Origin of the sequence: Streptomyces griseobrunneus (genome assembly GCF_046713465.1) — a bacterium.
In the GTDB taxonomy this organism is placed as follows: domain Bacteria; phylum Actinomycetota; class Actinomycetes; order Streptomycetales; family Streptomycetaceae; genus Streptomyces; species Streptomyces microflavus.
Genome location: NZ_CP177080.1, coordinates 313,590 through 333,838 on the forward strand (window position 1 = coordinate 313,590; position 20,249 = coordinate 333,838).

A 20,249-nucleotide genomic window follows, 5' to 3' on the forward strand; every position below is an offset into this window, starting at 1 on the left:
TCACGCGGTGGTCTTGAGTAGGTCGTCGATCCAGATCATGGAGGCTCGGAGGTGGAGGCCGGCTAGGTAGCTTTCGGGCGACTTGTCGTAGCGGGTGGCGATGCCTCGCCAGGCTTTCAGCTTGTTGATCAGGCGTTCGACGGTGTTCCGTTCCTTATAGAGGTCGGCGTCGTGGCTGATGGACCGGCCGCCTTGTGAGCCCTTCTTCTTGCGGTTTGCGGCCTGGTCCTTCTTCTCCGGGATGACTGCTTTGATGTTGCGTTTTCGCAGGTAGCGGCGATTTCCGCGCGACGAGTAGGCCTTATCGCCGGCGACGGCGCCGGGCCTGGTGCGGGGACGGCCCACCGGCAGACGGACTCGCACCTTCTCGAGCACGGGGATGAACTGCGGACTGTCCGCGGCCTGCCCGACGGTCAGGACGAACGCGAGCGGACGGCATCTGCGGTCCGCCGCGAGATGAATCTTGCTGGTGAGGCCGCCCCGGGACCGGCCGAGCTGGGCCTGCTTCAGGCGGAGCTTGCGTCGGCGCCGGATACGCCGGCGCTCGTCCTGTCCGTTCTGTTCCTCCGTGCCACCCCTTTTTGCCGGGCTGTCTCCTGCTCCAGCGCGGCTTCCTCCAGGGCCGACATGAGGTGCTTGCTGACGCGGAGCCCGGCGGCGTCGTGGTGGGCGCGGACCGTAGTGGAGTCCACGCTGACCAGCGACAAGTCTGTTTGCTCCGCGCGGGCTGCCTGAGCGACCAGTCCTTCCAGCAGAGCGGTGAACACACCAGCGTCCCGCCAGACGCGGAAACGTCCGTAGACGGTGGCCCACGGGCCGAACTCGGCAGGCATCTCCCGCCACTGACCGCTGGAGCGGAACCGCCAGACCACCCCCTCGAACTGTTCCCGCAAACGCTCCGGATACGGGCCGTACCTACCGATCGGCAGGAACGGCTCGATGAACTTCCACTGGGCATTGGTGAGTTGCCTACGCGTCACGACCACAGTCCTACCGGATTCCACCCCACGAAAAGCACAGAACCCGGCAATTGATCACGACATCACACAGGCCCTAGAGGGCCTGAGGCGCTCAGCCGCTACGACCTCGGCGTACTCATCGCCAGACGCGACGGCATCGATCCCTCCCTGCTGCCCGCCGGCCGCCGGGCCGACACGCATCTCCTGGGTGGCCTGGACGTGCGACTCGACAGCCATGTCACGCAGTGCCGTCTGAGCACGGAGCTCCGCGGCGCCAGCCACTTCCTGCACAAGGGCTGACCACCCGGTACCCGAGGCTCCACGCGACCGCTGGTGGTAGCCGTCGTCCCCCGGCCTTGCAACGTCCCATGGCAGGCGTAGGTCAGGCGCTGCGCTGCGGAGGCCTGTGCTCGATGCCCAACGGTCGCGGGCGGCGTGACTGCAGGACCGTGGGTGGGCCGCGGAGGGGCGTTGACGCTGTGCTGGCGAGGATCAGGACGAGGGTGCCTGAGCGAGCCCGCTTCCCACGGGGCGAGGTGCGGGATGTCCAGCCTGGCTGCCGGCTCGCCTGTGCTTGAGCGGAGAGCACTCTTGCGTGGCGTCGGTCCGGGAGTCGTCGTCCGGGTCGGTCGTCAGTGCGGTCGGCGGCGGCAGCTTGTATTTGTCGCACAGAAACCGGGGCCGGCGTACCGCTGGGCGCCGGCGGCCGCCCTGCCAAGGACCGCGGAGTTCATGGCGGCGTCGATGAGGACACCCACGAACGACACGACCTTGGCGAGGTTCTTGACCGGCACCCGGGAGTCGGCCGGGCCCAGACGCTGCATCAGCTTCTCCAGGTAAGCCAGAAGACGGTGGTCTCCCGGAGCTTCTTTGACCAGTTGATGCGCCCCGCACCGCCTGGGCCGCCTTCGCCGTATCACTTAACGGCTTGGCCTTGGCTCCCGGCGTGCGGTCGCGTCTTTGTGGGGTAGACGAAAGGCATACCCCTCAAGGAGGAACCATGTCCGGACTGATCGCCCGCCTCACGCAATTCACCCGCAGCCCCCAAGGCCGGCGGACAATCGAGTCGGCCCGACGTGCCGCAGCCGACCCGCGTAAACGCGCCCAGGCTCGCAGCCTGTTGGGTCGGCTGCGCGGACGCCGGTGACATCTGCACTTCGGCGGACGACCGGAAGCACCTGCCGGCATCACCCATCGGAATCCGGGGAGAGAGGCGTTGGCTGAAGTCGAGCGCTCTCCTGGGCATCCGGCGTGTTGAAAAGGAGGTACATGGCGCACGAGGGCTGGACAGTGGACCGGCCGCACGTCACCCTTCCCCACTCGGCTTCCCGGCAGCAGCTGCTCCAGGACGTCAACTTCACACCGATCGAGAACCTCCCGGTCGTACTGGAGGGCTGGGCCAGGGCCGCCGAGCAGCTGGGATCCGGGACGTCACGGCGGACATCATCCGTCGTGCTCCTCCTCGGCCACGACACGATGACCATCACCGTCCTCAGCATCGCCTACGCCGAAACCACCTGACATGCAGGCAGTTCAGACCGAAACCGGAGCCGGAGCTGCAGACCGACATCCCGAGACGGCGGGCAGATACCCCCGGCCGCCCCACGGTGCCTGTTCAACAACGTCAATGGTGCTGTGCCGCTGCTCATACGTACGGAATAGTCTCGGCGGCATGGCAGGCACGGCGAAGGGAGGGGGCGGAGCATGACCGGTTTGCCGGAATCGGTGAAAATGCTCAAGAACCACGTCCTCGCCCAGTAGACCTGCAGGCCAAGAAATCTGCTCCCCGCACACCCGGGGTTGGCCCCGGCCTGAACTGATCGCGACAATGCGGGAACTCGCCCTTCCGCCAAGTGCGACGGCTACTGTCTGAGCCATGATTGCCATAAGGAACTTACGTTCGAAGCGGGTGGCGGTGGCGCTGATGAGTGCCACCGCCGTAGGGGTGCTCGGGGTGGGTGGGGCGCTGGCCGCGGGTACGTCGGACGACGGGCCCGTGGGTCCGTCGCCGGTGCCCGGCGAGACCCAGCCCGCCGGATCGGGTGGCACCGATGGCGGATCGGGCGGGGGCACAGTCAGCGGCTCCGGCGGATCGGACGGCGGCGCCACTGGGGGGTCCGAGCCCAGCACGAGCCCCAGCGGGCCGCCGCCCACGGACGGGCCCGACCCCTCGCCGACGGACCCGGCCGATCTCGCGGAGGTCGCCAGGCGCATCGACGACCTGGAGAAGAAGGTCGATCAGCTGCCCACGAAGAAGGAGCTGGCCGACGCACTGCGTGCGTTCGCGGATTCCTTGGAGCAGCAGGGCTGAGGGGACGCCCGGGTCACCGGAGGAGCGATGACGTACCGGACTGCCCGGGCAGTCCGGTACGCCGGACGTGGTCGGCTCCTGGGGCCGGCTTGCTCCAGGTCAGCGCGACGTCTTCTCGGGCCTGGCCTCGCTCGGCCGCACGATGACGAACCCCTCGCCCTGGAGAATCAGCTGGACGGCTTCGCCCGAGCCGCCGCGCACCATCGGGCCGACGCTCTGGGAGCGGTGCAGGGTGCTCGTGAGCTGCTGGCTCCAGCCGAACGACCCGCGTCCGTGTCCACGTACGCCGGCTGCGCGGCCGTCACCGGGATCAAGATGGGACGACTCTCGGGACTGCGGAAAGATCGACCACACGAACCCGGTGAGCGCCACGTGGACCTGGTTCGGTTACGCCTCTCCCCAGGGCGTGGAGTGCCTTCCTGGCGATTCGCCACCACAACTGGGGGCGGGAACGCCTGCGCATCTATCCCGGCTACGGCCACCATGTGCAGGGGAAGTCCGGCACCCCCTTGAAGCTGGTCCTGCAGAACAACTCCCGAAGCCTCAGGGATGCGGTCTGGAGCAACCAGAACTGTGATCTCAAGGAGATCGCCGTCTCCCACGAGTACATCGGGAGTTCGATCAAGCGGAAGGCCGACGGCAGCACCTACAACTTCGCCGACGGCCGGGCGAAGGTCGCCTATGACACCCTCGTCCAGCAGACCGGCGGCTTCGTCTGTGAGGAGAAGCGTGCGCTGCTCACCACGGACTTCACCTACCGGACGGCGCGAGGGATCAGCGTGATCTCCGTCGTCCATTTCGACCCGGGGCCCTCCTCCCGGCCGTCGGCTTCTCCGACCTCGCGAGGAAGTACCGGGGCTGTCTCAACAACGAAGAGGTTCCGAGCGCGTCGCAGATCGAGACCGTGCAGGTGGTGAACAGCGCCAAGGGCGCCGATCTGATGGCAGAGGTCTCGGGGCTGAACGTCACCGTGCGGTAGAGCACCGCACGGTACGGGAGCTGAGGCTCAGCCCCACCCCGTGAGGGCGTCCGCGTGTGCCAATCCGCTCTCCGCAGCGATCGCGTCCATCGTCTGCGCCTCCCCTACCGTCGCGCAGGACGTCAAAGCCGCCTGGTTCTGAAGGTCTAGAACCACACCGGCGCGGTCACCCCCATACCTACGACCAGGCCACCGGGCTGCTCACCGAAGCCGTCCAGGCCCGAGGCAGCGGCAGTGGTGACGGCACCCTGGCCCGCCACCTCCACCACGAGCTCCGCGTGAGCGCCCACAGCGTCGTGGTCGGCACCGCCATCACCGCGCCCACCGCCCTGACTTCACACTGCGGCGCCACACTGGCGCGCAGGCCGAGTGACGGCACGGGCCAGCCACCTCGGGGGTGACCCGGCAGACGGCGGCCCACCGTTGCGCCCCCACCCCGCCGCGGGGGCGCGACCACCGGTCTGAGACGCTGTCCGGCATCTGACCAGGTGCTTTCCAACCCGGTCGGCCGCCCATCGCACGTGATCCACCCGCAAGGAAGACATGCAGGGAGTCCTCACCGGATTCACGGTGATCGCCACCGTCATCGCCGTCGGGTACGTCATAGGGCGCCGCGGTTATCTGGGACAGGACGGCCGCGCCGTGCTGACCCGGCTGGCCTTCAACGTCGCGACCCCCGCCCTGCTCTTCACGATGCTCGCGGGCGCGGACCTGTCCGTCGTCCTGTCGCAACGCCTCCTGGTCACCGCGATAGCCACGGCCGCCACGGCCGGAGTCTTCGTCCTGGTGGCCCGGCAGTTCCTGCGCTGGGAGGCCGGACGGGTCACGATCGGCGCGCTGTGCTCCAGCTACGTAAACGCCGGAAATCTGGGCATCCCCATCGCCGTCTACGTCCTCGGGGACGCCTCGCTCGTCGCCCCGGTGCTGCTCCTCCAGCAGATCCTGGTCACCCCTCTGGCCCTGACCGTCCTCGACCTCAGCCGCCCCGGGGAGCCGGTGTCGGTCGTCCGGCGGCTGACGACGCCCCTGCGCAACCCGATGGCGATCGGATCGCTGGCCGGGGTGGCGGTGGCCGCGTCCGGCTGGCCCCTGCCCGGGCCCCTGCTCGAACCGCTCGTCCTCATAGGCAACATGTCGGTCCCCGCGGTCCTCCTCGCCTTCGGGATATCGCTGCGCGGCGGCGAACGGCCGGGCCGCGGGGAGGACCGGGGCGCGCTGTATCTGTCCGCCGTGCTGAAAACGGTCGCCCAGCCTGTCGTAGCCTGGGCCGTCGGCGCGGGACTGTTCGGTCTGCGGGGCGAGGCGCTGCTGGACGTTGTCGTGATCGCGGCCCTCCCTGCCGCCCAGAACCTCTTCACGTACGCCTCGCACTACCGGGTCGCCGAGCGGTTCGCCAGAGAGTCAATCCTGTTGTCCACCCTGCTCTCGGTCCCGGTGCTGATCACCGTCGCCGCGCTGCTCGGCCGCTGAAGCGTGCTGCAGAAGGCCGAGGTGCGGGTATTTCTCCTGCATAGGTGCGATGTTGCGGGCTGAGGTGTTGTCGGTGGAAACGTTCACCGGGTTGCGGATGCGGCAGTTCGATCAGCTGCTGAGGGTTGTCCGGGAGCCAGGTGGGGAGGGGGCGGCCGCCGCGACTGTGACAGATACGGCTGCACAAGCCGGGCACGGTGATCCGTGATGACGCGGCTTCCCCTCTTGACTAGCGGATTTCCGTCGAGACGGGGGCGAGGAAGAAGAGGCACTGCTTCGATGTGAATTCGTCCACCTCGGCCATGAAGCGGAACTTATCGCCTGCGCGGACGGTGGCGGGGATCTCCGTGCCGGTGAGTTTCAGGTCGAGGATGTTGACGTCCTCGTACTTGAAGGCCGGGCCTATCCCGGTGTTCGGTCCCTTGTCGCCCGGGCCCAGGAGGAAGTCGTAGCGGGTGTCGTAGTCACCGTGAGGTGCCATATGCACGATCGAGCCGTCGAAGGCGACCGTCTTGCCCTTGTACTTGGTCGCGAAGTCCGGGTTCGCGCTGTCGCAGGAGTCCGACGTCTTCAGCAGCGCCGCGAACTCCCGGTTGTTCTGAGGCGTGATCACCTCATCGGCAGCCGACCCGGGCGTGGTCGGAGTCGACGCGGAGGGCTCTACGCTCGCTCTGACCGCCGTCGGCTTGTTCGATTCGTCCTTCTTCCCACCTCCGTCCTCGAGTGCCGTGGCTACGCCGGTGACGATGGCCAGGATCACGAGGCCGCCGACCGCGGTGCCGATCAAGAGCCGCGGCAGGGGCTTTTTCGGCCGACGGAAGTCGAGGGTGGAGCGCAGTAGGCCCTGGACCTGTTCCACCAGTTCCCAGCCGTCCTTCTGCATCTTCGAGATCACCAAGCCGTCCGTGCCGCGAACAGCCTGCACGGTCTTGTACTCGTACTTGATCTCGTCGGCCATGCGGCTCCGCGCCTTCTAGATGCACTGCTCATACCAACTGCCTCGCGAGCATAAGGGGCTTCGCGAGGAGCCAGGGATGGCCTGGGGAGGTCACCGCATTGGAGGCCAGCCTCGTCGGCGCCGAGCAGAAGCCCGCCGCGGTGCGCGATCTCACTGGACGGAAATCGAGTGTCCACCTCGGTTGTCACCGGCGGCGTCCCCGATGGGGACCATGCCTTCGACCTGGTCCCTGCCGGATCCGATGCTCGCCACCCCCACCTCCGATACCACCCTCCCCCTGATCATGCGGCGAAGCCCAAGTGGGACGGATGGCAAGCGCTGCTCTCCCGCAGGGTCACGGACTTCGCCCTCTCCCTATATCGAGGTGCGCTCCGATGCCGCGCAATTGCCGGACACGACCGCGCTGGACGGGGATATGTGACCTGTGGGGGCGTCTCAGGCCCAAGGTGTCTCAGGCGGCGCAGCTCCCATAGGCCTGACGTGTCGGGCGTCGCGGCCATGTGCCGCAGCGGCCGTTCAGAGGTGGTCGTCCAGGAACTTCCGTACCTCCGTGGTGGTCATGGGCCCCGTGCCGTGCGCCACCGCTTCTCCCTCCTTCAGCAGGACGTAGGACGGGGCTTCGGTGATTCCGTATCGCTGGGTGGCCGCCGGACAACGCGTGATGTCGGTGCGGACGGCCATCAGGCGGCCTGTGTAGTCGTCGGCGATGCCATCCACGACGAAGTCCATCACCCGGCAGGGTTCGATTGCCTTGGGCCATGTCCCGGTGAAGTATGCGAGGACCGGAACTCTGCTCATCCCGAGGATGAAGTCGAACTCCGCGTCCTCACGGGGTCGGTGAACTTGCTTTGCCATGGAAGCTTCTGACCTCTCATTCCGTGATTCCCTCCCATCATCCCTCGCACGGTGTGCCAGGCCGGCCCGGTCGGTCGTTCGGCTGACCTGGCGGAGGGGAGGCACCGGGCCGTCGCAGAACCACGACGCGAGCGGCCCGGCCCCTCGCCCCTGGTGTTCTGGCCCGGCCGCCCCGTCGGTTGCCCAGCTGCAGCTCGACCAGATGCTTGACGAGCGGGCCGGTGCGCAGCGTCCACCGGATGCAGTCGAGCCGTATCCACCACCGTGCTTCTCAGAGACAGGGCCCTGACGGGCTTCCCGAAGCCTGTCGGGTCTGCAACATCAACCCCCGCTCATACCGCTCTTCCTCTGGCTGCATGAGCCGGCGGACGGCCCCGAGAACGAGGCACGATCGCCGGACCGCTCGCGGACGCGGTCGCGGACGGTCGAACTGCGCTTCAGCTGCCCCGAATACCGACCGCCAGCGTCAGTTCAAGGACCCGGTGCGGCGATGCGAGGTCCGGAAACAGCTCCCGTACCTGCGACATCCGGTACCGGACTGTCTGTGGATGGACGAACAATGCCGCCGCCACCTCGTCGCGTCTGCCCTGGTGCAGCAGCCACGCCCGCAGCGTCTCCTCCAGCCGCCGTGCGGTCGCGACAGGCAAGGGCCGCAACGGTGCGAGGGCTCGGGCACGCAGGTCCGCGAACGCGTCCACGTCGGCGCTCAGCACCAGCTCGGGCAGATGGTCCTCGGTGTCGCGAATATCAGAGGAGAGGGCGCGTGCTCGTACGGCTCGTGCGTACGAGGCGGACGCACGGGTCCATGGCCGGGCCGGGCCGACCACGGCGGCGCGGTCGGTCAGCTGCCGCAAGAGATGTGGCCGGTCGGCATCGGGGACGAGCAGCACACCGGTGGCATCCGGCAGATCGTCGAGGACGAGGGTGCTCGGGTCGAGCGCGCGGTAGACAGGTCGGGCCTGGGCGGCTGGCAGCAGGACCGCGGTCAGCGAAACCGGAGGCTGCCACCCCGCCCGTTGGCCGGAGGCCAGCAGCACGTCCGGGCTCGCGCCGGCGAGGAGCTCGCGGGCCAGGTGTTCCAGGTGGCGCTCGTGGGCTCTGCCCCGGGCGGCCAGTTCGTCGGCGTGGCCCGCGGCGCTCGCGGCGGAGAGCTCGTCGATGTAGGCGAAGGTCAGCTCGGCGAACTTGGCGACCTCGGCGGCGGGCAGCCCAGCGGGGACGGCACCCGCTGCCAGGCATCGCCAGGCCACGCGGGCTCCGACGCGGTAGGCGCTGAGCAGGGCGTCCATCGAGCGCCCGTCACGCACCTCGCCACGGCCCAGCTCGTAGGCTGCGTCATCGCCGTCGCCGCCTGTGGCGTTCCCGCTCGCGAGGTCCAGGTAGTGCCCCAGGGCGGTACGGACGGCTCGGCGGATGGTGCCGCCCATGCGGCCCGAAAGGGCGTTGGCGTAGGAAGGGACCTCGTCGATGATCGCCTGGACGACCTCGTCGGCGGTGGTCTTCAGCGCGGCCCGAAGTGCGGTGACCGTCGTCTCATCCAGGGCCAGTTCGCTGGCCCTCCGGACTGCATGACTCACTTTTTGTTCCTTGCGAACAATTCAGCCGACCAGATTCACGTCTTACGGTCAGGACTTTACACCTTGACGCGCAGCAAGCTGGAGCCATGACGAGTACAGCCCTCCGCAGTAGGGCGTGGAAACTGCTGGAGATGGTCACGACGCCGCTGCTGCCGTCGGACTACCTCGACCTGGTCAGCCCGCTGCGTGCGGGCGCTGACCTGCGTGGGCGCATCGAGGCCGTGCACCCCGAGACGGGTGACGCCGCGACTGTCGTGATCAGGCCGGGACGGGGCTGGCGCGGCCACACAGCCGGTCAGTACGTGCGGATCGGGGTCGACGTCGACGGGGTGCGCCTGTGGCGTGCCTACTCCATCACCTCGCCGACGAATCGCCTGGACGGCCGCGTCACGATCACCGTGAAGGCGATCCCCGACGGCAAGGTCAGCAACCACCTGGTCCGCAAGGCGAAACCGGGCACGCTGATCCAGATCGACCAGCCGACCGGTGACTTCGTCCTGCCGCAGGCCAAGCCCGCCAAGGTGCTCTACCTGACGGCGGGCAGCGGGATCACGCCCGTGATGGGCATGCTGCGCGACACCGAGTTCGACGATGTCGTCATGGTCCACTGCGCGCCACAGCCGCAAGACGTGATCTTCCGCAACGAACTGCACGACCTGGTCGCGGACAAGAAGCTGCGGCTCACCGAGGTTCACACCGACACGGACGGCATGCTCGACATCGCCCGTCTCGACGAACTCGTACCCGACTGGGCCGAGCGCGAGACCTGGGCGTGCGGGCCCGCGGGCCTGCTCGACGCCACCGAGAAGCACTGGACCGAGCACGGCGTCCCTGAGCGCCTGCACACCGAACGCTTCCGCCCCAGCCTCGTCGTCGCCGGCGACGGCGGCGAAGTCACGTTCAGTGCCACCGGCAAGACCGTCGACGCGGACGGCGCCACGCCGCTGCTGGACATCGGCGAGGAAGCTGGCGTACTCATGCCCTCCGGGTGCCGCATGGGCATCTGCTTCGGCTGCGTCACTCCGCTCAAGGCGGGCGCCGTCCGCGACCTGCGCACCGGCGAGATCACCGAGGCCGAGCCGGGCGTCCTCATCCAGACCTGTGTGTCCGCCGCGGCGGGCCCCTGCGACATCGAACGGTAGGAGCACCTTGACCGCCATCGACCCCACCGCCCACCTGACCACGGAGCAGATCGAGGAGCTGGGCCGCGAGCTGGACGCGATCCGCGACGAGGTGATCGCCGACCGCGGTGAGAAGGACGCCGCCTACATCCGTAAGGTCATCTCGGCGCAGCGCAAGCTCGAGCTGGTCAGCAGGGGCGTGCTGCTGTTCTCGATCTTCCCGCCCGCGTGGCTGCTCGGCACCGCCGGGCTCTCCGTGGCGAAGATCATGGACAACATGGAGATCGGCCACAACGTCCTGCACGGCCAGTGGGACTGGATGCGGGACCCGAAGATTCACTCCACCACCTGGGAGTGGGATCACGTCTCGCCGTCCGATCAGTGGAAGCACTCGCACAACGAGCTGCACCACACGTACACCAACGTGATCGGCAAGGACAACGACCTCGGCTACGGCATCATGCGCGTCGACGAGGACCAGAAGTGGCACCCCTTCCACCTCGGTCAGCCGCTGTGGAACTTCCTGAACGCCTGCTTCTTCGAGTACGGCATCGCAGCGTACGACCTGGAGCTCGGCAAGAACCTCCACAAGCGCCGCCGCAAGAACCCGGAGTTCCGCGCGCGAGCCAAGGCTGTGGGCCGCAAGATCCGCAAGCAGGTACTCAAGGACTACGTGATCCACCCGCTGCTGTCGGGCCCGTCGTTCCTCACCACCCTCGCCGCCACGTTCACCGCGAACCTGGTCCGTAACATCTGGACCCACTCGGTGATCATGTGCGGGCACTTCCCCGAGGGCGTACAGGTCTTCGAGCGCCGGTCGATCAGGGGCGAGACGCGCGGCCAGTGGTACCTGCGCCAGATGATGGGCTCGGCGAACATCAGCGGCAGCAAGGCCATGCACTTCATGACCGGCAACCTGTCGCACCAGATCGAGCACCACCTGTTCCCGGACCTGCCGAGCAACCGGTACGCCGAGGTCGCGGTGAAGGTGCGCGCGCTGTTCGAAAAGTACGAGCTGGAGTACGTCACCGGCCCGCTGCCCAAGCAGGTGTTCTCCGCGTGGCACAAGGTCTTCCGGCTCTCGCTGCCGAACAAGAAGCCCAAGGTCGAAGGGCCGGACCGCGAGCAGAAGCTCGTCGCCGCCTGATTCCCGGTATCGGTTCAGATCTCCCGGCTGTACCGGCGGGCATCACAGGGTTCGGTGAGATGCGTTGCGGACGGTGGGCAGCCACGACGTCAGACCGTACGACACGGGATCCGGGGCAGACCAGCTTCGCGGCTTCTGCGGAGTGCTTTGCGTAGGGCCATGTGATGGGGGACCTCGGTTCGTGTCACTGGTCGGGACGGACTGATGGCCTCAGGGCGGCGTCCGGCGGGTGGACCAGTCGCAACCGCTCGTCGCTGGCTGCTGCTCCCTCCTTCGATGGTGCGCCCGTACCGGTGCGCCGCCACCTGCCTTCCCGAGTCCTTCGCCGGGTTCTGCACGGTCGTCGAGGCGAACAGCTCGGCGTACAGGCCCATCACGACGGCGTCGCCGCGGTCCGGGGAGCGGCTGAGCCGTGCGATCGGGTCGCCCTTCGGCTCGATCTGGATCTTCGGCGGTACGCAGATCGTGACCTTCCACGTCGGGGCGGTCAGGTCGGCGAGCAGGAGGTCATCCTGCGGGGGCACCCGTGTCGAGCTGAACGCCGGGTCGAGGAGCTCCCTGATGCTCCAGAAGGCGGCGGAGCGGGTGCTGTTGAAGCCCCATTTGCCGTCGCAGGTACGTATCTTGCTCTTGGCCGGTCCCGGTGTGCGCGAGGATCTGGCGCTCGATCTTCTGGGCGGCGGCAGATCATTTCGGTTGCCGACACCTCGCCCTGCGACTGATCCTGAGAACCAGGCAAGCAAAGGAGGAGACACGGTGGGGCTCATGCTTCTCCCGGGTGGCGGTGACGTGACCAGCCCTGACGTCTCCTGGTCCTACACCGGCTTCCACATGTTCAGGCAGTGGCTGGCTGACACAGAGGGGTTCACCCTTACTGAGATGCGCGGGTTCGGTGGGGACCGCGCGTGGAGCAGTGTCTCCACCCCGCTGACACCACTGCTCGACCATGTGGACGATGACGGATTCCTCACGACCGCTCAATGCGCAGCCATGTTGCCCAGACTGGAGGCGATCATCGATCAGCTCCGCCCTGAGGACAGCGACCTCGTTCTCCTGCGACGTGTCGACGACACCCGCCAACTGGTCACCGTCATGCAGTACTGCCTGGACACGGGCGTTGAGCTCCACTTCGGCTGACCGCCGCGGGTGGTCTCCTGCCGGAGAAGATCTGCAGTTACGGGACAGCCCCAGGTAAGTCGGTGTCCGTTGCCGGAGCAGAGTGATGGACATCCGGCGTGGAGAAGACGTCAGGGATTCCCGTTCTGCTGCAGTTGATCGACAATCCCACCCGGCGCACCCCGCGGACGAAATGGCCACTGTTTCGGACCAGGCCGGCGCTCTCACGCGAACGCGTCAGGGCCGGCGGCGGTTGAGCACACCGATGAGAGCGGCAAGGTCAGCGGCACCTGCCGGGTCATCCGCGTAGCGAGTGGTTTGGAGAGGTCCGACCTCTGGAAGAACGATGTCTTCCCGGGCCAGCACATGGACCAAGGTCAACAGCGCGGCTCGGGCATTGCCATCAGTGAACGGGTGGAAGAACGCCACGTCGAGGTAGGCGCGGGCCGCGCGGGCCGCCAGCGGGATGGTCAGGTCGGTCGTCTCGTGCAGGCAGGAAGCGAAGTCGGCCTGCGTGCGAGGGGTCAGACCGTAGCGCTCGTGGCCGGCTTTCGCATAGGCGTCGCTGAAGCGGAACGGTGCCCTTGGTGAAGCCAGGACTTCGCGCTGCCAACCGGACAGTAGGGCGAAGTTCAGCGGGGAACGCCGTGCGGCATCTTCGCAGGCCAAGTTGTGTGCGGTGAGCAGACGCCCGGCGCGGATCGGGTCGCGTCGGCGCACCGGACCCTCGCACCAGGATCGGAACCCGTCGTGGTCGGTCGGGATCCGTTGCAGGGCCGGTGCGCTGTGCCAGTCGGTCTCACGGCGCACGCGGAGCCAGACCGAAAGGCTGTCAGTCGCAGTCATGGAGATCCTCCAGCCTCTCCCTCTCACGGTGGTCCTGGTAGGGGGCGTGGCCGGTGAGACCGACAGCCAGGTCCTCGCCGACGGATTCGATCAGCGTTCGTTTCGGGGTGACCCAGCTCTTGAACCGGCCGCCGATCGCGCTCTCGACCGCACGCGCGGCTTCGGTTCGGTCCATGCCGCTGCTGGTGAGGAACCAGCTCAGGACGATCGAGGCCTGGCCATACCAGCCGCCCTCCGCGCCCGAGTCCAGTGTGTGGGTCACGAGTCGAACGCAGGCCCGTTCCAGGTGCCAGCTGCGGTCTTCGGGTGAGGCGTCCGGCGGGGGCGCCAGTGCGGTGAAGCGCTGGGCCGTTCGTTCCAACCACTCCCGCCACTCCAGCAGTGCGGCTACGACGCGTTCTGCGGTCTCGTCGGGGGTCGTCACGGAGCTCGGCCCGCTGACCCAGTTGCCGATGGGCCCGCCGTGGCGATAGCACCAGCTCCATCCCCAGGACCAGGTTCCGTATCGCTCCCGGATGATCGCGGCTATCTGGCGTTCGCACCAGTTTTCGCCCTGCCAGGAGCCGGCTATGCCGGAGAGCACGGGTGGCACCCATTCTCGGACCAGCGAGCGGAGGTGGGCTTCCTCGTCCTCGTCCCAGGCGAACAAGTGACAGGAAGGATCGAACTCAGCCCAGTTCCCAATGTCCTCGTAGGGGGTAGCGGGTACGCGGTTCTCGGGGAACGGCAGGGTGTCACGGTTGTACGTCAGCGCTGGGCCACTCTTCCTGTCCGATGTGGTGGCCGATCAGTCTCGGCTCCATACGCCTGGGACTGCGAACCATTTTCCGGACAGCACCCCGCACTGGCGTCCGCAGGATGCGGGAGACGGCCTCTGCACGAGCCACGGGGCTGCCGTGCCCGCGGCGGGGATGGGCCGGCGCGAACCCATCAGCACGAAGACTGTTCACGCCCGCACTCTGGCTTGGTCTAGACCAAGAGGGGTACGCTTCCCTAGCCATCCGCGGCCGCCCCACGGCCACACATGGCACTGCTTGTCATGCACATGCTTGTCCTTCTGTACGGGCAAGCACCAACCCCCACAGAGGAGTTGTCATGAAGAGCAAGAAGATGCTGGCCGTCGCCATCGGCGCGGGGATCGCCCCGCTCCTGGCCGTGAGCCTGCCTGCCGGCAGCGCGAGCGCGCACGGCTACATATCCTCACCCCCCAGTCGACAGGCCCAGTGCGCCGCCGGTACGGTCTCCTGCGGTTCCATCAAGTACGAGCCGCAGAGCGTCGAGGGCCCCAAGGGCTTAACGAGCTGCAGCGGAGGGAACGCCGCCTTCGCCGAGCTCAACAACGACAGCAAGGGCTGGAAGGTCACCCCGGTCAGCCGGACAACCAGCTTCAACTGGCGGCTGACCGCACGTCACGCCACCAGCACCTGGCAGTACTACGCGGGTGGCCGCAAGATCGCTGAGTTCAACGACGGTGGCGCGCGGCCCGGCGAGACCGTCACACACCAGGTGAACTTCGGCAGCCTGACCGGCAAGCAGAAGGTCTTGGCCGTGTGGAACATCGCCGACACCACCAACGCCTTCTACGCCTGCGTGGACGTGAACGTGAGCTGACACGCGACCGCACCTCAGCACCACGGCACCGCCCGACTCTGCCGGTACGCGCCAGAACCTGAACGAACCGGACCGGCCGATGCCCAGCCGGCGCCCGGAGCGGGCGGTGCACCGCCCGCTCCGGGCGCCGGGCGGCACCTCGCTTTTACCCAGGCGATCACGCCGGGCGCCACCGCGCTCTTACGCAGGCGAGCACGCCGCCTGGCCGGCCCACCGGCCACCCCATCGAGATGAGGCCCCATGAACCGCCACCGAGTCACCGCCCGCGCAGCCGTCGTGGCCCTGCTCGCCACCGGCCTCGCCGCGTCCCCGGCCGTCGCGGCTCCCGCCGCCACCGGGGCCAAGGCCCGTATCGGCGCCGACTGGGCGAAGCAGTCGATCAACTTCACCGCCGCCCCGGGGCAGGTCAACGACCTCCATGTGGTCCCGATGGACCAGGGCGACGGGGTCCGGCGCATCGGCTTCCGCGACGCGGTCCCGCTCCAGCCCGGCGACCACTGCACGTACTTGGAACCGGGGGTCGAGACGTACGTCGTCTGCGAACTGCCCACCGGCAGCCCCCGGCCGGACCGGATCGACGTCTTCCTCGGTGACGGCGACGACGAGATCGCCACCAGTGACCTCGGGGTGGCCACCGTCAGCGGCGGAGCCGGTGACGACACCCTGCACGCCCACACCGCGCACACGGTACGGGGTGACGGGGGCAACGACATGGTCATGGGGCGTGTCGTCCTGGACGGCGGCGACGGTATGGACCACTTGATGGGCGACGACGGCGACCAGCGGATGTGGGGCGGCCGGGGCGACGACATGGTCGAGGGGTACGGCGGCACGGACCTCGTGTACGCGGGCTCGGGCAACGACCACGTCATGGGCGGGGACGGCAACGACGTCCTCCTGGGCGGCTCCGGCGACGACATGCTGCACGGCGAGGCCGGTGACGACCTGGCCGTCGGCGGCTCGGGGAAAGACATGATCGAAGGCGGTCCTGGCCGGAACATCGTTCTCCCGTAGGCGACGCCGGGCCCCGCCCCACAAGATGCTGCCGCCGGCCCCGATCCGCCGGACACCAGCCACGGGGCACGCTCGACCGACAGGCGGCGGGACACCAGCGATCCTCTTGCGGGCGGGTCTGGAATGCCTGGGGCCCGCCTTGTGCCCGTCGCGGGACTCGCGGACCTGCAGGAGCTCGTCGCTCCACCCGTCGGAATCGCTCTGAGGGAGTCCACGAGCTCCTGCCGCCCTCAGCCATTCACGTCCGTGATTCCGCGCTCGCGCAGTTGGGCAACTCCCATCATGGCCGGACATCCCCTTCTTCTGCGCTGTGCCAGACGACCGGTAAGGGCGCGGAGTTGCGTTGCTCTGATCGGCGTGGTGGTCACCCCTGATTCCTTGAGCCGGGCGTCCCGGGGCCGGCTGAGGCTTGGTCAAGGCAACGGTGTCCTGATGGTCCGGTCAGTGAGGGAGGCCGCTGAGCGTGAGACCTGGGGTGATGGGCCCAGCAGGGCGCAGGACGGGGGGGCAGGATGAGGCGGCGCTGCTGGTCCCTGTGGTCCAGCGCGTCGCCGGTGTTGGCGTAGCCGCTCGTCGGCAGTGCCTCGACGAGCGTGCCGACCGTCAGGATCCATGCACGTGCCAAGTCCCGGAGGTGTTCGCGTTCGTAGCCGCGGATCTGCGCCTGGACGCTCTGGCTGATCTCGACGCACAGTTGATGCGCCTCGAGGCCGGAGCCCGGCTCTTCGTTCCAGTTGATCGGGGGATTTCCGTTGAGCAGGTAGGCGCCGTCTGCGCCCCAGGCTCCCTTGACCGGAGTGACCACGGTGACCGGGTGAATACCGACTTTGACTACCTGCTGGTGAATTTCGCGCGATCGAGCTGCTGGCCGTGGGCCACAAGTCGCCGTTCGCGAACTCCGGGGCGAGGCGGCCTGCGGCCCACCTGTAGCCGGTGCGGCCGAGCACAAGCCGTCGGCCGTGCACGTTGAAGTCGGAGGGCGAAAACCTGCTGAACGCCGGGGTGTTGACCGTGTAGCGCGGCCATAACGCTTCGAGTGACAAGGGTTGCTCTGTTATGCGCTGTCCCACCCTGATGTCTGAACGCTGCGAATAGGACGCCGCCACCGAGGCACCGGACGCGGAAAGCTGTTGTGCGGCGGCGTCCATCATCAGGCGCTCTGCGTCTCTGCACCAAGCCCTTGGGAAGCATGGGAAGTCGTCTTCCCGGAGCGATTCGACGAGAGAGCGTTCCGGCTCGGGTATGGGCCGGGCGCACTGTCCTGGTGCCTGCGTCGGAGGGGGCGGCGGGCAGTGCAGGCTGCTTTCTGCGGTACGGGTTCTCCGGGGGCGGTGGGGTGCCACGAGAAAGGTCTGGGCGAGGTAGGGCCGTGACCTGCGATGCCCAGACATACGAGGCACTCGGCGCACGCGACCGTTGGCCAGGATCGTCGAGCTGGCAGGCACCAAGGCCAGAACCGTCCGAGCGAGGACTCCCCGGGACGGTGAAGGCCGGCCCCCGACGACACCGGACGTCCGGCGAACCGCCGGCGCGGGGCGATCGCTGATGCGGCCCACGCGGGGCGGCAGGTCTGCCGGCGCGGGTGGCACCTTCCTGCTGCCCACTCTCCGAAGACGATCTGGATACGCAACGGGGAGGCTTACACCGCGTCAGGGCCCATCCCACGAAGGAAGCGAGAGCGCAGTACAGGCCTTCACAAGGCTTGAACGAGGCTCCCTCGAAACCCACATGATCCTGTTCAGTGAGTCGGTACCCCCCAAGAACTCCCTGGGAGAAATCATGCGAACGCTCTTCAGAAGCACGGGAGTGGCGGCTGCCACAGCGGCCGTTCTGATGACCGCGACAGGAACGGCGACGGCTGCGCCGGTTGGGTGGAGTATGCCCGGAGGACAGGGCAGCACCTACGGAACTGCCGACTTCTGCAATCTCTCCGTCGGAATATCCGGTCGCGTGAAATCGCATTGGAGCGGCGGTGTTCAAGCCGTCTTCCAGACGGACCCGGGCAGCGCATTCGAGACGTGAACTGCCTGCAACAACCACACCACGACTTTTGGTTTCACTATTCCCACCGACTTTCCCGGTGGAGCCAACAAGGTATTTGTGACACTGGCCAAAATCAATCCAAACGGCACGCTGGAATGGCTCGGGGCCAGGACGCTCAACCGTCCCTGACGCCCAACGTCATCAGCAGGACCCGGCAGGTCCCAACTCGTCGCAGGGCTCCGGCGGTGCCCTCTCAGGCGGTGAACTGCTCGGCGGGCAGGGTCACTCCGTTGAAACTGGTCAGGACGGACACGTACCCGTAGTGCACGTCCTGCGTGGGAGCGCTGGTGAGGCTCCAGGGGGCGTCGACCACTCCGGGGCCGCACGACAGGTTACCGGCGCCCGACGGGAGCGCCACGGGCATGATCTGGATGGCGGTGAAGCTGACCGACACGGTGGTACCGGCGGGTTCGGTGCAGGTGTAGGTCCCGCCGATGGTAAGAGTGCCGAAGAAGAGGGGGAGATGGCCGGGATCGGCGCTCGCCCACTCCACGTCCAGCGACGTGACCGACTGCGGCGAGGCGGCGGCGGGGACGGCGGCGGTGCCCAGCGCGACCAGGGCGGCCGCGGCGAGAGCTGCTGCCCAGCGAATTCTGTTGGTCGGACCCATGACAGCCTCCTGGGAGTGCGAGCCGGACCGGCCATCCGGTCTCATGAATCCAGATCTATCCGCGCCCGCAGCTGTCCGGCAGTCGCACGGCCCGGCGCGTGGGAGCAGGGCCTCGCTGGCCGGCGGGCGGCGTGAGCGCCGCACTCAGGGTGGTCGTCCAAACCGGGAGCGCGCCGTGGCAGCGCAGGGCGAGACTGCGGCGAGCCCCGGTGATGAGGTGACGGGGCCGGAATCACCCCGCGACTCTTGCCCGAGCCGGACAGCGGGCCGCCGGCTGCGCTCGCCGCATCGGTCGGCAGGGGCCTCCATCCACCTCGCGGGACGCATGGGGCAGGATGACGCCATGCCACAGCAGGTCTTGCCCCCGCCGGAGTCCTGGCGCCTCATCGACGCCTGGCTGGCCACTCACGTAGCCTCCGATTTCGCGCTCCTCAATCCGCCGGCGCCCCTGGACGAGATTCGAAAAGCGGAACGGATCCTCGGGGCCCGACTGCCCGACGATCTCGCCGAATCTCTGCAGTGCCACAACGGCGTGAGCGCCTGGACAACGATCCTGCCGGAGCAGTCCCCTCTCCCAGTGAGCGGCATCGTGGACCATTGGCAGACCTGTATGGGCGTCGCGGCGGAGAACAAGGGCCTGTCCGTTCGCCCCTGGGAAGAGGAGCCCTGGTGGCACCGCCGCTGGGTTCCCTGGGCCGAGAGCGCCGACGGCGTGGCGCAGGTCATCGACCAACGTCCTGGTCCTGACACGGGGCGTCTCGGCTGGGCGGGCCACAGCGGTGGCGGTGACTTCACCGAATCCTGGCCTGATCTGGCGAGCCTTCTTCACGCGGTCGCGCAAGCACTTCATGAAGGAGGAGATGTCCACGGGCTACGCCCCTACCTCACCACGCAAGGCGGGATTTGGTGGGACGAGGAGGGCTGCAGCGAGCTGAACGGTTACCCGCTGAGGTCCGCACCGATCGGGCTGCCCTGACCACCAGCCGACGCAGACCGCCGCCGAGCCCAGGCGAACCCTCGGTGTTGTGGGCGCAGTTCACCCTGTGCGAAGCGGTGCTTGGGGCTGGTGCTGCGGAACTCAGATTGTCGGGCTCCTGCAGGATGTCGACGCCCCGCTCACGAGTGCAGGGACAAGTAGTAGTCGCCGACCTCGGACAGATAGACGGGGTCGGCTGTCTCGCTGTCGGTGGTGAAGCGGGGAGCGGCCTTGATCTCCTCCCGGGATACTGCGACTTCCACCTTCTGTGCCGCAGCGTCGATGGAGGTGACAGCACCGGCCGGGATCAGCACGCTCCTGCCGAACTTCCACACGCCGGTGTCGACCACCAAGTGCTGCATGCCGGGCTGGTCCTGCTGCCGGTCCACGTGCCCGATGACTCCGTCAGCGGCCTCCACGGTGAAGCCCACTATCGACTGCCGGGCCCCGTACCCGCTGTCCGGTGCGTACATCCACACACTTCCCACCTGTCCCTCTTCTCGTCCCTTGCAACGTGTGCTGGAGCCCTTGTCGGCCCCAGTCATCTGCCTCTTGCCCCGCCCCCTGCCGGACAACCAGGAACTGCCGGTGAACACAGGACGCGTAGCGCTTCACGTCGCGGCAAGCGGGTTCATCCGGCAGGTGCGGTGATATTC

General features: G+C 67.8%; 19 protein-coding genes and 3 pseudogenes. 11 read left to right on the forward strand and 11 right to left on the reverse strand.

All coding sequences use genetic code 11. The features are described 5' to 3' along the window. Both ACK8N7_RS01515 and ACK8N7_RS01520 read right to left on the reverse strand, forming a co-directional pair. Positions 1-980, reverse strand: a pseudogene (locus tag ACK8N7_RS01515) (IS5 family transposase). A gap of 611 nt (positions 981-1,591) precedes the next feature. Further along, positions 1,592-1,783, reverse strand: coding sequence for a hypothetical protein (locus ACK8N7_RS01520; RefSeq protein ID WP_500440458.1), 192 nt, complete (start codon positions 1,781-1,783; stop codon positions 1,592-1,594). 445 nt (positions 1,784-2,228) lie between these two features. Here ACK8N7_RS01520 and ACK8N7_RS01525 point away from each other — a divergent pair, with 445 nt between their 5' ends. Together ACK8N7_RS01525 and ACK8N7_RS01530 are read left to right on the forward strand one after the other, a co-directional pair. After that, positions 2,229-2,480 (forward strand): hypothetical protein, encoded by a 252-nt coding sequence (locus tag ACK8N7_RS01525; RefSeq protein WP_500440459.1) that lies wholly within the window; start codon positions 2,229-2,231, stop codon positions 2,478-2,480. Between the two features lie 355 nt (positions 2,481-2,835). Continuing rightward, positions 2,836-3,270, forward strand: a complete 435-nt coding sequence (locus ACK8N7_RS01530) for a hypothetical protein (protein WP_500440461.1) — start codon at positions 2,836-2,838, stop codon at positions 3,268-3,270. A 99-nt stretch (positions 3,271-3,369) separates the two neighbouring features. Here ACK8N7_RS01530 and ACK8N7_RS01535 read toward each other — a convergent pair. Further along, a pseudogene (locus ACK8N7_RS01535) lies at positions 3,370-3,599 on the reverse strand (AIM24 family protein); the annotation flags it as partial. Positions 3,600-3,779: 180 nt separating this feature from the next. Here ACK8N7_RS01535 and ACK8N7_RS01540 point away from each other — a divergent pair. Then, a complete protein-coding gene (locus ACK8N7_RS01540) occupies positions 3,780-4,187 on the forward strand; it encodes a hypothetical protein (protein WP_500440463.1) in 408 nt (135 codons plus the stop codon). Positions 4,188-4,395: 208 nt separating this feature from the next. Here the strand turns inward: ACK8N7_RS01540 and ACK8N7_RS01545 are convergent, their stop codons facing one another. Then, on the reverse strand, positions 4,396-4,539 hold the full coding sequence (locus ACK8N7_RS01545) for a hypothetical protein (protein ID WP_403219381.1): 144 nt from the start codon (positions 4,537-4,539) through the stop codon (positions 4,396-4,398). Here ACK8N7_RS01545 and ACK8N7_RS01550 point away from each other — a divergent pair. Together ACK8N7_RS01550 and ACK8N7_RS01555 are read left to right on the forward strand one after the other, a co-directional pair. Continuing rightward, positions 4,534-4,650: pseudogene (locus ACK8N7_RS01550) on the forward strand (N-acetylmannosamine-6-phosphate 2-epimerase); the annotation flags it as partial. The gene ACK8N7_RS01545 and the pseudogene ACK8N7_RS01550 sit on opposite strands and share 6 nt — an antisense overlap. 142 nt (positions 4,651-4,792) lie before the next feature. Beyond that, the gene (locus tag ACK8N7_RS01555; RefSeq protein WP_500440465.1) at positions 4,793-5,719 is read left to right on the forward strand and encodes an AEC family transporter; all 927 of its coding nucleotides are present in this window, start codon (positions 4,793-4,795) and stop codon (positions 5,717-5,719) included. A 229-nt stretch (positions 5,720-5,948) separates the two neighbouring features. Here the strand turns inward: ACK8N7_RS01555 and ACK8N7_RS01560 are convergent, their stop codons facing one another. From ACK8N7_RS01560 to ACK8N7_RS01570, 3 genes are all read right to left on the reverse strand, one after another. Further along, complete coding sequence (locus ACK8N7_RS01560; RefSeq protein WP_500440467.1) at positions 5,949-6,677, reverse strand: DUF4839 domain-containing protein; 729 nt, start codon at positions 6,675-6,677, stop codon at positions 5,949-5,951. Positions 6,678-7,193: 516 nt separating this feature from the next. After that, positions 7,194-7,532 carry a thioredoxin family protein gene (locus tag ACK8N7_RS01565; RefSeq protein WP_500440469.1) on the reverse strand — a complete coding sequence of 113 codons (339 nt, stop codon included), beginning with the start codon at positions 7,530-7,532 and terminating at the stop codon, positions 7,194-7,196. A 437-nt stretch (positions 7,533-7,969) separates the two neighbouring features. After that, positions 7,970-9,109: a PucR family transcriptional regulator gene (locus ACK8N7_RS01570; protein ID WP_403219369.1), complete on the reverse strand. Its 1,140-nt coding sequence runs from the start codon at positions 9,107-9,109 to the stop codon at positions 7,970-7,972. Between the two features lie 86 nt (positions 9,110-9,195). Between ACK8N7_RS01570 and ACK8N7_RS01575 the strand changes: the two genes are divergently transcribed. The 3 genes from ACK8N7_RS01575 to ACK8N7_RS01585 all read left to right on the forward strand — a co-directional run bounded on the left by ACK8N7_RS01575 (position 9,196) and on the right by ACK8N7_RS01585 (position 12,514). Then, complete coding sequence (locus ACK8N7_RS01575; RefSeq protein ID WP_403219366.1) at positions 9,196-10,251, forward strand: ferredoxin reductase; 1,056 nt, start codon at positions 9,196-9,198, stop codon at positions 10,249-10,251. A gap of 7 nt (positions 10,252-10,258) precedes the next feature. Next, on the forward strand, positions 10,259-11,377 hold the full coding sequence (locus tag ACK8N7_RS01580; RefSeq protein ID WP_500440472.1) for a fatty acid desaturase family protein: 1,119 nt from the start codon (positions 10,259-10,261) through the stop codon (positions 11,375-11,377). A 276-nt stretch (positions 11,378-11,653) separates the two neighbouring features. Continuing rightward, positions 11,654-12,514 (forward strand): hypothetical protein, encoded by an 861-nt coding sequence (locus ACK8N7_RS01585; RefSeq protein WP_500440474.1) that lies wholly within the window; start codon positions 11,654-11,656, stop codon positions 12,512-12,514. 216 nt (positions 12,515-12,730) lie between these two features. Here ACK8N7_RS01585 and ACK8N7_RS01590 read toward each other — a convergent pair whose 3' ends face one another. Next, positions 12,731-13,339 (reverse strand): Fic family protein, encoded by a 609-nt coding sequence (locus ACK8N7_RS01590; RefSeq protein ID WP_403219353.1) that lies wholly within the window; start codon positions 13,337-13,339, stop codon positions 12,731-12,733. Next, the gene (locus ACK8N7_RS01595; protein ID WP_403219350.1) at positions 13,326-13,988 is read right to left on the reverse strand and encodes a hypothetical protein; all 663 of its coding nucleotides are present in this window, start codon (positions 13,986-13,988) and stop codon (positions 13,326-13,328) included. The genes ACK8N7_RS01590 and ACK8N7_RS01595 overlap by 14 nt, the downstream gene beginning before the upstream one ends. 446 nt (positions 13,989-14,434) lie before the next feature. Between ACK8N7_RS01595 and ACK8N7_RS01600 the strand changes: the two genes are divergently transcribed. Both ACK8N7_RS01600 and ACK8N7_RS01605 read left to right on the forward strand, forming a co-directional pair. Further along, on the forward strand, positions 14,435-14,950 hold the full coding sequence (locus tag ACK8N7_RS01600; protein ID WP_015606536.1) for a lytic polysaccharide monooxygenase auxiliary activity family 9 protein: 516 nt from the start codon (positions 14,435-14,437) through the stop codon (positions 14,948-14,950). Between the two features lie 240 nt (positions 14,951-15,190). Continuing rightward, complete coding sequence (locus tag ACK8N7_RS01605; RefSeq protein ID WP_500440477.1) at positions 15,191-15,964, forward strand: calcium-binding protein; 774 nt, start codon at positions 15,191-15,193, stop codon at positions 15,962-15,964. 2,236 nt (positions 15,965-18,200) lie between these two features. Here ACK8N7_RS01605 and ACK8N7_RS01610 read toward each other — a convergent pair. Next, positions 18,201-18,617, reverse strand: a complete 417-nt coding sequence (locus ACK8N7_RS01610) for a hypothetical protein (RefSeq protein ID WP_500440479.1) — start codon at positions 18,615-18,617, stop codon at positions 18,201-18,203. A 343-nt stretch (positions 18,618-18,960) separates the two neighbouring features. On the opposite strand from ACK8N7_RS01610, the gene ACK8N7_RS01615 reads away from it, so the two are divergent. Continuing rightward, entirely contained in the window at positions 18,961-19,593 is a 633-nt protein-coding gene (locus ACK8N7_RS01615) for an SMI1/KNR4 family protein (RefSeq protein WP_500440481.1), read from the forward strand. A 140-nt stretch (positions 19,594-19,733) separates the two neighbouring features. Here the strand turns inward: ACK8N7_RS01615 and ACK8N7_RS01620 are convergent, their stop codons facing one another. Then, complete coding sequence (locus ACK8N7_RS01620; protein WP_403217817.1) at positions 19,734-20,066, reverse strand: PRC-barrel domain containing protein; 333 nt, start codon at positions 20,064-20,066, stop codon at positions 19,734-19,736. Positions 20,067-20,249 lie beyond the last annotated feature (183 nt).